This is a genomic window from Micromonospora inaquosa (genome assembly GCF_003857055.1).
Classification (GTDB): Bacteria; Actinomycetota; Actinomycetes; order Mycobacteriales; family Micromonosporaceae; genus Micromonospora; species Micromonospora inaquosa.
In genome coordinates this window covers 1-13,527 of the sequence record NZ_QGSZ01000173.1, presented here as the reverse complement: position 1 = coordinate 13,527, position 13,527 = coordinate 1, and the positions used below count along the sequence as shown (strand labels likewise).

The window sequence follows — 13,527 nt, the reverse complement described above, 5'->3', positions numbered from 1 at the left end:
ACGTCCGGCCGGCACCGACCGGCCGGACGTCACGCGTGATCGGGGAACCGCCGTGCCTCAGAAGCCCCGGTCCCGGCAGAGTCGAATCCACCGGTATCCGTGGCCGGAGACCTTCACCGCGCCGAGCTTGCCCAACTCGCCGTAGCCACGGTCGGCGAGCACGTCGATCGGCAGGTCGGCCTCCGGCTCAAGACTGCTGAGGTCCACCTCGACGTCGTCGGTGCCCAGGTTGTGCACGAAGACCATCGTCCCCGTTGGCCCGTCGGCCCGGTGCGCGAGCACTCCGGGCGGCACCGCCACGTCGATGTGGGTCGTCGAGCCGGAGCCGATCTCCGGAGCCTCCCGCAGCGTACGGATCATGCGCTCGAACCAGCCGAGCAGCGACTTCGGTTCGCCCCGCTGGGCGGTGACGTTGACGTTCTGGTAGCCGAAGTCACCCTTGTCGATCACCGGACGGACCAGCTTCTCCGGGTCCGCCGTGGAGAAGCCGGAATTCGGCTGGTACGACCACTGCATCGGGGTACGGATCGCCTCCCGACCGGGCAGCGACAGGTCCTCGCCCATCCCGATCTCCTCGCCGTAGCGCAGCACCGGCGTGCCGCGCATCGAGAACTGCAGGGCGTACGCCAGCTCGATGCGCCGCCGGTCGTTGCCGAGCATCGGGGCGAGCCGGCGACGGATGCCCCGGTCGTAGATGCGCATGTTCTCGTCCGGGCCGAACTGCGCGTACACCTGGTTGCGCTGTTCGGTGGTCAGCCGGGACAGGTCGATCTCGTCGTGGTTGCGCAGGAAGGTGGCCCACTGCCCGCCGACCGGCAGCTTCGGGGTGTCGTGCAACGCGTCGATCAGCGGTTCCGGGTCCTCGCGGGCCAGGGCGAGCATGAGTCGCCCGTTGAGCATGAAGTCGAAGAGCATGTGGATCCGGTTGCCGGATCCGCTGGCGTCGCCGAAGAACGTCGGTAGCTGGTCCGGTTCGACGTTCGCCTCGGCCAGCAGGACGGCGTCGCCGCGTCGCCACTGCACGTGCTGACGCATCTCGGTGAGGAACTCGAAGTCCTTCGGGGAGTTCGGGTTGCCCGGCTCGGTCAGCTCGATGATGAACGGCACGGCATCCATCCGGAAACCGGAGACGCCGAGCTGGAGCCAGAACGACATGATCTTCTTGACCTCGGCCCGGACCTGCGGGTTGGCGAAGTTGAGATCCGGCTGGAACTTGTAGAACCGGTGGTAGAACCACGCCTTGGCGGTGCGGTCGTAGCTCCAGGTCTCCCTCTGCTCACCGGGGAAGACCATGCCCTGGTACCGGTCGTCCGGTTCGTTGTCGGACCAGACGAACCAGTCCCGGTACGGCGAGTCCGGCGAGGAGCGGGCGGACTGGAACCACGGGTGCTCGTCGGACGTGTGGTTGACCACCAGGTCGATGATCACGCGGATGCCCCGGTTCTGCGCCTGGTGCAGCAGCTCGGCGAAGTCGCCGAGGGTGCCGAAGCGCGGGTCCACGTTGTAGAAGTCGGTGGCGTCGTAGCCGTCGTCGCGGTTGGGCGACGGGTGGATCGGGTGCAACCACAGGCAGGTCACCCCGAGCCGGGCCAGGTAATCCAGCCTCCCGATCAACCCACGGATGTCACCGACCCCGTCGCCGTCCGAGTCGGCGTACGTGTCGATGTCGAGGCAGTAGACGACGGCTTCGGAATACCAACGGTCACCCATGCCGGAGGAACATCTCCGATCGATCACCGCCGCAAACCCGTCCGGCGACCCTCGGGTGGCGTTGGTTACCGTGCCGGTCATGGAGAAAGACCTCGTACCGCCGAGCGAACCGTTGGACTGGTCCCGGGGCGCCTGGCTGCACCCGCCGGTACGCGTCGAGGAGGGCCCGGCCGGCGAGTTGGTCGTCGAACCGGCGGCGGACAGCGACTTCTGGCGGAAGACCAGCTACGGCTTCGTCCACGACGACGGCCCGGCCCTGCTGGCACCGCTGCCGGTGGGCGCCGCCATGGAGGTGAGCTTCCGGCTCGACTTCTCGGCGCAGTTCGACCAGGCCGGTGTGTTCGTCCGCGTCGACGAACGGACCTGGACCAAGGCCGGCGTCGAGATCAGCGACGGCGAGGTGCAGCTCGGCGCGGTGGTGACCCGGGACTTCTCCGACTGGTCGGTGGGGCCGGTGCCGGAGTGGGCGGGTCGGGAGGTGACCGTCCGGGTCAGCCGGGCCGGCGACGCGCTGACCGTCCGCGCCCGGGTCGACGACGAGCCGTGGCGACTGGTCCGGCTCGCCCCGCTGGACCCGGCGGCCGACGCCCAGGCCGGCCCGTTCTGCTGCGCGCCGTCCCGCGCCGGGCTGAGCGTGGTGTTCACCGGCTGGCGGCAGGGGCCGGCGGACCCCGCACTGCACCCGGAGCACTGAGCCCAGGTGTAGTTCGGGCCCCGGTGGGTATGACCCTCCGATCCCCAACGGCCCACGCGGAAGGACGACCCATGGCTTACGCCGAGGCTGGCGACCCGTCCGAGTTCACCGGGTTGACCGGCTGGGTGGCCTCGGTGATCGAGGTGATGGGCCCGGTCGGCGTGGCGCTGCTGGTGGCACTGGAGAGCATCGTTCCGCCGATCCCCAGCGAGATCGTGCTGGCGCTCGCCGGTTTCCTTGCCCACGAGGGCGAGTTCAACGTCGTCCTGGTGGTGCTGGCCGCGACTGTCGGCTCGCTGGTCGGTGCGCTGGTGCTCTACTGGCTGGGCGCGGCGCTCGGCGAGGAACGGCTCAAGCGCTGGTTGGATCACATCCCGCTGGTGGACAGCGACGACCTGGAGAAGGCCGACAGGTGGTTCGAGCGGCACGGTCGGCGGGCGGTGCTGATCGGCCGGGTGGTGCCGGTGGTCCGCAGCCTGGTCTCCGTGCCGGCCGGGGCCAACCGGATGCCGCTGGGCGAGTTCATCCTGCTCACCACCATCGGCAGCGGGGTGTGGAACGGTCTCATCGTGGGTGCCGGTTACGCGCTGGGCAGCCGCTGGCAGGACGTGGAGCGTTACAGCGACTGGTTCAACTACGCGATCGTCGCGGTCTTCGTGGTGATGGTGGCCAGTTGGGTGATCCGTAAGGTCCGCAAGCGCCGGGAGCGCGACGGCCGGCGGTCGGTGACCGCCGGCCGCTGATCCGCGTTAGCGCCCAGCCGGCGACGAAACCGCCTGCGGTCGGCGGAGCACCACCTGCTCAAGCGCGGACCACACGCTCGTGGTCACCAGGTAGATCACCGCAGCGAGTGGCAGCACCAGCGCCACCAGCACAGTCGTGAACGGCAGCAGGGGCAGCAACCGGCCGAGCGTGGCCGCTCCCGGCCCCTCGGTCGGCGTACCGGCCACCGTGCCCACCGCCGCCGACGCCCGGCGGGCCCGTCGCGACGACCACCAGGCCACCGCCAGCAACACCACCAGCAGTACGCCGAAGAGCGGTCCGGCCGCACCGGCCAACCCGTCGCTGAGGTGGTGCCCCAGCGGCACCCCGACCAACCGCTCGTCCAGCAACCCGGTGCCGCCCTCGCTGGTGCTGAACAACCGGTACAGCACCAGCAGGAACGGCGCCTGGAGAAGCAACGGCAGGCAGCCGGCGATCGGGTTCGCGCCGGCCTCGCGGTACAACGTGAACACCTCGCGTTGAAGCGTCGCCGGGTCGTCGGCGTACCGCTGCTGAAGGTCCCGCACCTGCGGGGCGAGCGCTGCGCGGCGCCGCTCGCCGCGGACCTGCGCGACGGTCAGCGGCGAGATCAGCAACCGGACGGCGATGGTGAAGAGCACGATGGCGGCGGCGGTCGCCGCACCGCCGGCCAGTGGTTCGAGCAGCTCGGTGAGCCAGGACAGCGCGCTGCCGGCAGCGCTGACGGTGTCGTGCAGTGGTGCGAAGGCAAGCATGGGAAACCCCTCGGTCCGATTCCGGTGAGGCCCTCCCCCGGGCGGAATCCGCTCAGCAAAGGGGGGCCGGTGACGGCGGGATCGGCCGCGCGGCGGCGAGGCGCTACGCGGCCGAGGGGTGCCCCGGGGCACGGGGACGGGGGCGACCGGCCGCGTCCGGGTCGATCTGGCGGGGCATTCGGCGACTTCGGGAGCGGGCCCGCAGACCGGCCCTCCGCGGCCCGGCACCTGGCGAGCCCGCCCGGTCGCGCACCCGGGCCGCCAGCACCACCGCGAGCAGCACCAGGGCGGTCAACGCAGCGCCCGCGAGCAGGTCGACCGGCCGGCCTGCGAGCACTGTGAGCTGGGCGAACGCGGACACCCACGCGACCCCGACATAGCCCAGCAGCACCGGCACGGGCCCAGCATAGGACCCGCTGTCACATCACCCGGTCGAATCCGGCGGGCCACCCCGAGGACGACGTGCCGACGCCACGTTTCCCGGCGTCGCCACGTTGGGTAACCAACGACGGACCAACGCGGACGGACCGCGAACGGTAGGAACGGACGGGTGATGTCAATGACCGGTCAGGTGGCGGAGGCGCCCAGCGACATGGCTGCGGCGACCGGATTGCTCACCGTGGGTGTCGAAGAGGAGTTCCTGCTCGTCGACCCGCACACCGGGGCTGCGGTTCCGGCCGTAGACCTGGTCATGGAGCAGGTCCCGGCCGAACTGCACGGACAGGTGGAACGGGAGTTCCAGACCAGTCAGATCGAGATCGGCAGCCCACCCGGCCTGGAGCTCTCATCGATCCGGCACTCCCTCGGCGTACTGCGTCGGGCGCTCTCCGACGCCGCCGAGCGGGCCGGCGTACGCCTGCTCGCCATCGGCACCGGCCCGGTGGACGGCCCGGTGCCACCGGTGGTGGACAAGCCCCGCTTCGACCGGATGATCGAGCGGTTCCGGCTGCTCGTTCCCGGCCCCGGCAACAACGGGATGCACGTGCACGTGGGGGTGCCCGACCCGGACACCGGCGTGCAGGTACTCAACCACGTACGGCCGTGGCTGCCGATGCTCCAGGCGGTGACCACCAACTCGCCGTTCGCCCGTGGCGAGGACACCGGCTACGCCAGTTGGCGCTCGGTCGAGTGGGAGCGCTGGCCGTCGGTGGCGCCGACGCCGTTTCTGGAGTCGCACGAGCACTACCAGCGGCTGATCCGCCAGTTGATCTCCAGCGGGGTGATGCTCGACGAGGGGATGCTCTACTGGTACGCCCGGCTGTCCGCGAAGTACCCGACGGTGGAGCTGCGGATCGGCGACGTCTGCCCGTCGGTGGACGACGCGGTGCTGGTCGCCGCGCTGGTCCGGGCGTTGGTGGCCACCGCCATGGCGGATGTCGAGGCCGGCCGGCCGGCGTTGCGGACCGACCACCACCTGCTGGTCGGCGCGCACTGGCGGGCCGCCCACGACGGCCTGGAAGGCGAGGCCGTCGACGTCACCAACGGTGAGCTGCGCCCGGCCTGGGAGCTGTTGGACCGGTTCGTGGAGCGGATGCGCCCGGCGCTGGAGGAGCACGACGACTGGGCCGAGGTGACCGACCTGCTGGGTGGGCTGCGTCGACACGGCAGCGGCGCGGCACGGCAGCGCGCCGTGTTCGAGCGTACCGGCCGACTCACCGACGTGGTGCAGGACGTCGCGCGGCAGACCCGCGGCTGATCGACGCGTGACAGGATGAACCCGTGGCGCAACGGCTGATCGTCATCGGCGGGGACGCCGCCGGAATGTCGGCGGCGTCCCAGGCCCGACGCCGACGCGCCCGAGCCGACCTGGAGATCGTGGTCTTCGAACGGGGCCACTTCACCTCCTACTCGGCCTGCGGCATCCCGTACTGGATCAGCGGGCTGGTGTCCGGCCCCGAGGCGTTGATCGCCCGGGACCCGGAGATCTTCCGCACCGAGCACGCGATGGACGTCCGGATGCGCCACGAGGTCACGACCATCGACCTGGAACGCCGCGAGGTGGTGGCCCGCGACCTGGAGTACGGCGGCGAGGTCCGCGAACGCTTCGACGACCTGATGTACGCCACCGGCGCGGTGCCGGTGAAGCCGTCGTGGGCGGTTACCGACGCGCACGGCGTGTTCGGCATGCAGACCCTCGACGACGGTGCGGCGCTGCGCGACTGGCTGGACGCCGACCCGCAGCCGCGCCGGGCGGTGGTGGTCGGCGGCGGGTACATCGGCGTCGAGATCGCCGAGGCCATGATCCAACGCGGCCTCTCGGTGACCCTGATGGAAGCGGGCGAGCAGCCCATGTCGACGGTGGACGCCGAAATGGGCGAGTTGGTCGCCGACGCGATGCGCGGCTTCGGCATCACGATCCGCACCGGCCTGCCGGTGACCGGCCTTGAGGAGCGGGACGGCCGGGTGTCCGCCGTGGTCACCGCCGAGGGGTCGATCCCGGCCGACGTCGTGGTCCTGGGTCTCGGCGTACGCCCCAACACCGCGCTCGCCGAGGCGGCCGGGATGCCCCTCGGCCCGACCGGCGCGATCCGGGTCGACCGCCGGATGCGGGTGCCCGGGCTCACCGGGGTCTGGGCGGCCGGCGACTGCGTGGAGACCCTGCACCGGGTCAGCGGGCTGCCGGTGCACGTGCCGCTCGGCACGCACGCCAACAAGCAGGGCCGGGTCGCCGGGATCAACATCGGCGGCGGGTACGCCACCTTCACCGGTGTGATCGGCACGGCGGTGACCAAGGTCTGCGACCTGGAGGTCGGTCGGACGGGTCTGCGCGAGCGCGACGCCACAGCCGCCGGCTTCGAGTTCGTCTCCGTGATCGCCGAGTCGACCAACCGGGCCGGCTACTACCCGGGTTCCCGGTCGATGACGGTCAAGCTGATCGCCGAGCGCCCCAGCGGCCGGTTGCTCGGCGCGCAGATCGTCGGTTGGTCCGAGGCGGCCAAACGGATCGACACGCTGGCCGTGGCCCTGTGGAACGGCATGACGGTGGACGATATGACGCAGTTGGACCTGGGCTACGCTCCGCCGTACGCACCGGTGTGGGATCCGGTGCTCATCGCCGCCCGAAAAGCGGTCGACGCGCTCGCCGCGCTCGACCGTTGACCCGCGCCCGCCGTGGAGGACCACCCCGTGACCCAGACTCCGACCCGGCCGACCGTGCGTCGGCGCCCCACGATGGTCGACGTGGCCCGACGGGCCGACGTCAGCCTGAAGACGGTCTCCCGGGTCGTCAACGACGAGCCGGTAGGGCAGGAGTTGGTCGGCCGGGTGCTGGCCGCGATCGCCGAGCTGGGCTTCCGACGCAACGACATCGCTCGTAACCTGCGCTCCCGGCAGCTCAACGCCACCGTCGGGCTGCTGATCGAGGAGATCGCCAACCCGTTCTACGCGACCATCGCCAGCGTCGCCGCCGAGATCGCCGCCGCCCACGGCACGATGCTGATCACCGCGTCCTCGGAGGAGGACCCGGAGCGGGAACGCGCCCTGCTCCAGGATTTCACCCAGCGCCGGGTCGACGGGCTGCTGGTGGTGCCGGCGGGCCTCGACCACTCGTTCCTGCGTCGTGAGGTCGAGCTGGGCATGCCGGTGGTGTTCCTGGACCGGCCGCCGCAGGGGCTGCAAGCCGACGCCGTGCTGTTGGACAACCGGGGCGGCAGCCACGCCGGGGTCACCGCGCTGCTCGACGAGGGGCACCGGCGGGTGGGGCTGCTGCTCGGCGCACCGAGCGTACCCACGATGCGTGAGCGGCTGGCCGGGGCACGGGCGGCGCTGGACGCCGCCGGAGTCGAGCCGGACGATTCGCTGGTCCGCGAGCGGCTCATCGCCCCCGAGGAGGCCGGGCGGGCGGTCGCCGCGCTCCTCGACCTCCCGGAGCCGCCCACCGCGTTCTTCTGCGCCAACAACCGGCTCACCGTCGGCGCGCTCCAGGAGCTGCACCGGCGGGGCAGTGACGCCGCGTTGGTCGGCTTCGACGACTTCGAGCTGGCCCACCTGATGCCCCGACCGCTGACCGTCGTCGCGTACGACACCCGGGAGCTGGCGAGGGTCGCCACCGAGCGCCTCTTCGAACGAGTAGCCGGCGACGACACTCCGCCCTCAACCACGGTGCTGCCCACCAGGCTGCTGAAGCGGGGCCTGGCCTAGGCGGTCTTGAGCAGGGCTTCGACCTCGGCGCGGCTCGGCGGGTCGGCGCCTCGGCGACCACAGGTCAACGCGGCCACAGTGGCGGCCTGCCGAAGCACCACACCCCACTGCGGCCCGGTCACCGCGGCCAGCCGGTCGGCCGGCCGGTCACCGAGCGCGTCGAGGTCGGCCAGCGCGGCCAGCAGCCCACCGGTGAACGAGTCGCCGGCACCGACGGTGTCGACCACCGTGGTCCGGACCGCCGGCTCCTCGTGCAGTGAGCCGTCGGGAGCGAGCAGCCAGGCGCCCTCCCCGCCCCGGGTCACCACGGCGCAGGACACGCCGGCCGCCCGCCACTCGGTCATCACGTCGGCCAGCGAACGCTCCGGGTAGAGCCAGGCCAGGTCCTGGTCACTGGCCTTGACCAGGTGCGCGAGGCGAACCTGTCGGCGTACCCGCTCCTGCTCCGCCGCCCGGTCCGTGACGATGCTCGGCCGCAGGTTGAGGTCGATGGAGACGGTGAGCCCGTCCCGTTGGCGTTCCCGGGCGAGCAGGCCCTCCAGCACCTCCGCGCCGGGGGCCAACGCGAGTGCGAGGGACCCGGTGTGCAGCGCGATCGCCGGTGATCCGGCCAGCTCGGGCAGTTCCCGCGGCGTCCACTGCCAGTCCGCCGCACCGGCCAGCCGGAATTCGTAGCTGGCCTGACCGGCGGCGTTCAGGGTGGCCACCGCCACCGATGTGGGCTCGTCGGCGTGGACCGCCCACGCCAGGTCCACCCGGTTGGCGCTCAGATGCTCGACGAGTTGCCGACCGTACTCGTCGCTGGCGAGCCGGGCCAGCAGCCGTACCGGCTGGTCGAGCCGGGCCAGGGTGACCGCGACGTTCGCCGGGGAGCCACCCGGCACCGCCCGCTGCCCCTCGGCGGTGACGACCAGGTCGATCAGTGCCTCACCCGCGACGACGATCACGCGGTCACCTCCCCCGGTGCGAGCGGGCCGGGGCCACCGAGCCCGACGGCAGCGCGGGACAGGAGCACCGCCTGGTACGCGTGGTAGACGTCCGGTCGGCCGTGCCACACCGTGTCGGCGGGCAGGTTCTGTGCGTCCAACTCGTGCCGCCATCCGGTCTGGTCGATGAGACAGCGGCGGGCGTACGCCCAGAAGACCTGGTACCAGTCGAGGTAGACCGCGTCCCCGGTGCGTCGGTGCAGGGTGATCGCCGCACCGATGGCCTCGGCGAGGACCCAGTGCATACGGGAGCGCACCACCGGCCGGTCGTCCCAGTCGATGGTGTAGACGAAGCCGTCCGCGCCGTCGACCGCCCAGCCGCGCCGCACGGCGGCGGCGAACAGGGCGCGGGCGTCGGCGAGCAGCCAGCGGGGTGGCTGCGGCAGCACCGCCTCCAGTTCCAGCAGCAGCCGGGCCCATTCCAGCCAGTGCCCGATGGTGGAGCCGTACGGCCGGAACGGGTCGGCGGGCTGGTCCCGGTTGTAGTCGGGCAGCGGCGTCCAGTCGGTGGTGAAGTGCTCGGGCAGCCGCCAGTCGTGCCGGGCCGCCTCACCGTGCACGAGGTGGGTGGCGATTCGCAGGGCCCGGTCGGCCCAGCTCGTGTCGCCGGTGGCGGCGGTCGCGGCGAGGAACGCCTCGACCATGTGCATGCTGCTGTTGGCGCCGCGGTAGTCCTCGGTGACCGTCCAGTCGCGGTTCCACGATTCGCGGACCGCGCCGGCGTCGTCGTCCCAGAACCGGTCCCGTACGACGGCCAGCACGTCGGCGAGCAGTCGGTCCGCGCCGGGCCGTCCGGCGCGCGCGGCGCTGGAGGCGGCGAGCAGCACGAACGCGTGGTCGTAGCCGGCCTTGCGATCGTTGACGGGTGTTCCCTGCTGGTCCACCGCGCCGAACCAGCCGCCGTACCGGTCGTCGCGCAGCAGCGTGCTGAGCGCGGCGACGCCGTGGTCGACCAGGGCGGCGGCGTCCGGGTCGCCGTTGCGGTGGGCGAGGGAGGCCACGTGGGTCATCCGGCAGGTGATCCAGGTGTGGATCGGTTCGCCGCGATCCGGGGTGCGGTCGTCGGTCAACCACCAGAAGCCGCCCTCGGGCCGCACCGAGCGGCGGGCGGTGTCGAGCAGCGTCCGGGTCTGGTCGACGAGGAAGTCGTCCAGATCGGGCAGGTCTGGCGACCGCGCCGGAGCGGGGGTCGTTGCGGCGTCGGATCGGGGCACGTCGGTCATCTCAGCTGGTCACCGTCGGGTAGGAAAGGGACATACGGCCAGGATCGGCGGACAGACCGGGTCCGCGCCGGGAAACCGTCAACGGGATACCGCGAACCGGGCGCGGCCGGGAGAGGATCATGCACACAATCCCTTCCCTTTTGTCCGTTGACATCGTTGTCACCGCTCAACCCTGCTCCGGCAGCCGGCCGACTGTCAATTCCGGCTACGTCACACCACCGCGGGACAGCTTCGGTCAGTAGTAGTCGTCGATCGGCCGACGTGCCTCCTCGAACAGCGCCGGCCCCTCGTACCGGACCGGGGGCAGCGCCGGGGTGGCCGGCTTGACCTCCTCGAACTGCTCGCTGGACAGCGCGTACACCACCCGTCCGAGGCCGGACCGGTCGATCACGGTCGCGCACATCGGGCAGGGCTGGCAACTGGTGAACATGGTGGTGGCGGCGGCCACGTCGGGGTCGAGTTCCCGAGCGGCCCAGCGGGCCAGTTTCAGTTCCGGGTGGGCGGTGATGTCCGAGTCAGAGACCACGGTGTTGTGGTCCTCGATCAGGACGGTGCCGTCCGCGCCGACCAGCAACGAGCCGAAGGGCCGTTCGCCGGAGGCCCCTGCCTCGCTGGCGAGTTCCACGGCGCGGCGGAGAAACTTCTCGTCGTCGGGGGTCATCGGTCCTCCTGGGATTTGTGGTGAGCGGCCACGGCCGCAAGTGTCCGCCAGGCGCGTTCGGGCTGGCGGATCTCGGTCAGGTCGCCGTTGAACGGGTCGAGCACGACCGTCTCCGCGCCGAGCAGACGGATCTGGTCAAGGTCGGCGATGATCTGGTCGATGGTGCCGACACCGGCGAGCCGGTCCGGGGCGGTGATCGGTTCAGGAACCTCCCGCAGTGCGATGCGCGGCATCAACGCGGGCACCGGGCGACCCAGTTCGTCGGCGATGGCCTTCAGCCGTCCGGCTGCCTCGGCCAGCCATCCGGGCGTGACCCGCAGCGGGTGCCAGGCGTCACCGAGCAGAACCGCGCGCCGCATGCCGGCTTCGCTGTTGCCGCCGACCCAGATCGGGATCGCATCCGTGTCGTAGTCGTCGGCGTTCTGCCAGGCGTCACGCATGGTGCGCAGGTAATCATCGGTCAGCGCGCCGCGCCGCCGGAACGGCACGCCGAGCGCCTCGAACTCCTGCTGGGCCCAGCCGACGCCGACGCCGAGGACGAGCCGGCCGCCGCTGAGACGGTTGAGGTTCGCCGCCATCCGGGCGGTGAGCAGCGGGTGCCGGTACGGGACGATGAGCACCGTGGTGCCCAACCGGACCCGGGAGGTCACCCCGGCCAGCCAGGACAGCGTGGTGAACGGCTCGTAGAACGGCGCCGGGTACTTCTTGGCGACGTCGGGGGTCACCGCGATGTGGTCGGAGACCATCAGCAGGTCGAAGCCGAGACCCTCGACCGTCTGCGCCCACTGTCGCAGCACGTCGGGGTCGGTACCCGGGGCGAAGTTCGGTACGTTCACGCCAATTTGCACGGGTTATACGCTAGTCAGCGTGGAGCGGCGCGGGAACACCTTGATCCCTGCCTTCGCTGGCCTTTGCCGTGAATCCGCCGGTAGATTGGCCGGATGGCCGAGAATCTTGATGATCTCGATTGGTCGATCCTGATCGAGTTGCAGGGCGACGGCCGCCTGCCGATCACCGAGCTCAGCCGCCGGGTCAAGCTGAGCGCGTCGGCCACCAGCGAGCGGGTGAGGCGACTGGAGGCGACCGGTGTGATCAGCGGCTACCGCGCCGAGGTCGACCTGTCCAAGGCGGGCTTCGCCGTGCTCGCGGTGATCCGACTGAAATACCCCGGCAGTCGGCACGAACCGCTGCACCGGCTACTGGATCAACGGTCGGAGATTCTGGAGTGCCTGCGCACCACAGGGGACGACTGTTACGTGCTGAAGGTGGCCGCGACGTCGATGGCCCACCTCGAACAGGTCGTCAACGATCTCGCCGGGTTCGGCAGCACCACCACCAATGTGGTCTACAGCGCCACCCTGCCCTATCGCGGCCCGCGCCTGACGCCGCCCCGCTCCTGACCCAGACCCACCAGAACGCGGTGGATGCTCCAGGATGGCCGGATGGATCTACCAGAGGGACTTGACTGGGTACGTGCGTCACCGGCGGGCCGGGCCTGGCTCGCCACACTCCCGACGTGGCTGGCGGAGTGCACCGAGCGGTGGTCGCTACGACTCGGCCCGCCCTTCCGGTACGCCTACGCCTCCCTGGCGCTCCCGGCAGATCTGCCCGACGGCACGGCGGCGGTGCTCAAGCTCCAGTACCCCGACGAGGAGAGTCGGCACGAGGCCGACGCGCTGGCCCACTGGGACGGCGACGGGGCGATCCGGCTGCTCGCACACGACCCAGAACGGCGCGCCCTGCTGGTGGAACGCTGCCAACCCGGCACTCCGCTGCACGAGCTGCCCGTGGACCGCGCGCTGGACGCGGTGACCGTGCTGCTGCCCCGACTCTGGCGGCCGGCGGGCGCGCCGTTCACCCCGCTGGCCGAGGAGGCCGCCGGCTGGATCGACCGGATGCCCCGCACCTGGGAACGAGCCGGCCGGCCGTACGAGCGGCGGCTACTCGACGCGGCGCTCACCCTGCTCACCGATCTGGCGTCGAGCCAGGGCGAGCAGGTGCTGGTCAACCAGGACCTGCACGCCGGCAACGTGCTCGCCGCCGAGGCGCTCCCCGGTGACCGAGGGCCGTGGCTGGCGATCGACCCGAAGCCGCTGACCGGCGAGCGGGAGTTCTCGATCGTGCCGATGGTGCGCGGCCGGGAGCTCGGCCACTCGCCGGCCGCCGTCCGGCACCGGCTGGACCGGCTCAGCACCGAGCTGGGGCTGGACCGGGAGCGGGCCCGGGGCTGGACGATCGGGCACACGCTGGCCTGGAGCGTCGCCGACGGCGGCGTCTTCCCTGAGAAGATCGACGTGGTCCGCTGGCTGCTCGACTCCAACTGAGGCCCGACAGCGCCGCGGTTCGCCCGCCCCCGACGCATGACCACGCTTGGTCCTTGTCAACGCCGTTGCGTTTACCGCAACGGCCGCCCGTCAACCGCTGCCACCTCGTCGATCATGGAGTTGTGGTGGGTGACAAAAAACCCGAAAAACCCCAAGACGGGCACCGCAACTCCATGATCGACGAGCCCGACCTGACCCCGCTCCGCGATCTTGCACTTTCTGTCCCGACTTAAGGTGCATATCCACGCATGCCGACAACAGAAACTGCAAGATCGCGGAGCGGGGTCAGGTCG

The 13,527-nt window shown here is 71.2% G+C and carries 14 protein-coding genes; 7 read left to right on the top strand and 7 right to left on the bottom strand.

Features of this window, described 5'->3' with window-relative positions:
• Positions 1 to 57: 57 nt before the first annotated feature.
• Entirely contained in the window at positions 58 to 1,710 is a 1,653-nt protein-coding gene (locus DLJ59_RS09230; RefSeq protein WP_124772118.1) for an alpha-amylase family protein, read from the bottom strand.
• Positions 1,711 to 1,789: 79 nt separating this feature from the next.
• Here DLJ59_RS09230 and DLJ59_RS09225 point away from each other — a divergent pair, with 79 nt between their 5' ends.
• Positions 1,790 to 2,404 carry a DUF1349 domain-containing protein gene (locus tag DLJ59_RS09225; RefSeq protein ID WP_124772084.1) on the top strand — a complete coding sequence of 205 codons (615 nt, stop codon included), beginning with the start codon at positions 1,790 to 1,792 and terminating at the stop codon, positions 2,402 to 2,404.
• A gap of 71 nt (positions 2,405 to 2,475) precedes the next feature.
• Complete coding sequence (locus DLJ59_RS09220; RefSeq protein ID WP_124772083.1) at positions 2,476 to 3,147, top strand: DedA family protein; 672 nt, start codon at positions 2,476 to 2,478, stop codon at positions 3,145 to 3,147.
• A gap of 6 nt (positions 3,148 to 3,153) precedes the next feature.
• Here the strand turns inward: DLJ59_RS09220 and DLJ59_RS09215 are convergent, their stop codons facing one another.
• Both DLJ59_RS09215 and DLJ59_RS09210 read right to left on the bottom strand, forming a co-directional pair.
• Positions 3,154 to 3,900, bottom strand: a complete 747-nt coding sequence (locus DLJ59_RS09215; RefSeq protein ID WP_124772082.1) for a YidC/Oxa1 family membrane protein insertase — start codon at positions 3,898 to 3,900, stop codon at positions 3,154 to 3,156.
• Between the two features lie 103 nt (positions 3,901 to 4,003).
• Positions 4,004 to 4,297: a DUF6412 domain-containing protein gene (locus DLJ59_RS09210; protein ID WP_244235920.1), complete on the bottom strand. Its 294-nt coding sequence runs from the start codon at positions 4,295 to 4,297 to the stop codon at positions 4,004 to 4,006.
• A 156-nt stretch (positions 4,298 to 4,453) separates the two neighbouring features.
• Here DLJ59_RS09210 and DLJ59_RS09205 point away from each other — a divergent pair, with 156 nt between their 5' ends.
• From DLJ59_RS09205 to DLJ59_RS09195, 3 genes are all read left to right on the top strand, one after another.
• On the top strand, positions 4,454 to 5,596 hold the full coding sequence (locus DLJ59_RS09205) for a carboxylate-amine ligase (RefSeq protein WP_425271405.1): 1,143 nt from the start codon (positions 4,454 to 4,456) through the stop codon (positions 5,594 to 5,596).
• A gap of 23 nt (positions 5,597 to 5,619) precedes the next feature.
• A complete protein-coding gene (locus DLJ59_RS09200) occupies positions 5,620 to 6,999 on the top strand; it encodes an FAD-dependent oxidoreductase (protein WP_124772080.1) in 1,380 nt (459 codons plus the stop codon).
• Between the two features lie 72 nt (positions 7,000 to 7,071).
• Positions 7,072 to 8,040: a LacI family DNA-binding transcriptional regulator gene (locus DLJ59_RS09195; RefSeq protein ID WP_124772116.1), complete on the top strand. Its 969-nt coding sequence runs from the start codon at positions 7,072 to 7,074 to the stop codon at positions 8,038 to 8,040.
• Here DLJ59_RS09195 and DLJ59_RS09190 read toward each other — a convergent pair.
• The 4 genes from DLJ59_RS09190 to DLJ59_RS09175 form a co-directional block, all read right to left on the bottom strand.
• On the bottom strand, positions 8,037 to 8,987 hold the full coding sequence (locus DLJ59_RS09190; RefSeq protein WP_124772079.1) for a carbohydrate kinase family protein: 951 nt from the start codon (positions 8,985 to 8,987) through the stop codon (positions 8,037 to 8,039). The two genes, DLJ59_RS09195 and DLJ59_RS09190, sit on opposite strands and share 4 nt — an antisense overlap.
• Positions 8,984 to 10,249: an AGE family epimerase/isomerase gene (locus DLJ59_RS09185; RefSeq protein ID WP_124772078.1), complete on the bottom strand. Its 1,266-nt coding sequence runs from the start codon at positions 10,247 to 10,249 to the stop codon at positions 8,984 to 8,986. The genes DLJ59_RS09190 and DLJ59_RS09185 overlap by 4 nt, the downstream gene beginning before the upstream one ends.
• A 235-nt stretch (positions 10,250 to 10,484) precedes the next feature.
• Complete coding sequence (locus DLJ59_RS09180) at positions 10,485 to 10,910, bottom strand: nucleoside deaminase (RefSeq protein ID WP_124772077.1); 426 nt, start codon at positions 10,908 to 10,910, stop codon at positions 10,485 to 10,487.
• A complete protein-coding gene (locus DLJ59_RS09175; protein ID WP_124772076.1) occupies positions 10,907 to 11,758 on the bottom strand; it encodes a TIGR03619 family F420-dependent LLM class oxidoreductase in 852 nt (283 codons plus the stop codon). Before DLJ59_RS09175 ends, DLJ59_RS09180 begins: the two co-directional genes overlap by 4 nt.
• Positions 11,759 to 11,851: 93 nt before the next feature.
• On the opposite strand from DLJ59_RS09175, the gene DLJ59_RS09170 reads away from it, so the two are divergent.
• Together DLJ59_RS09170 and DLJ59_RS09165 are read left to right on the top strand one after the other, a co-directional pair.
• Positions 11,852 to 12,310 (top strand): Lrp/AsnC family transcriptional regulator, encoded by a 459-nt coding sequence (locus DLJ59_RS09170; protein ID WP_124772075.1) that lies wholly within the window; start codon positions 11,852 to 11,854, stop codon positions 12,308 to 12,310.
• A gap of 42 nt (positions 12,311 to 12,352) precedes the next feature.
• Positions 12,353 to 13,234, top strand: a complete 882-nt coding sequence (locus DLJ59_RS09165; RefSeq protein ID WP_208648608.1) for an aminoglycoside phosphotransferase family protein — start codon at positions 12,353 to 12,355, stop codon at positions 13,232 to 13,234.
• The last annotated feature ends 293 nt before the right edge of the window (positions 13,235 to 13,527 follow it).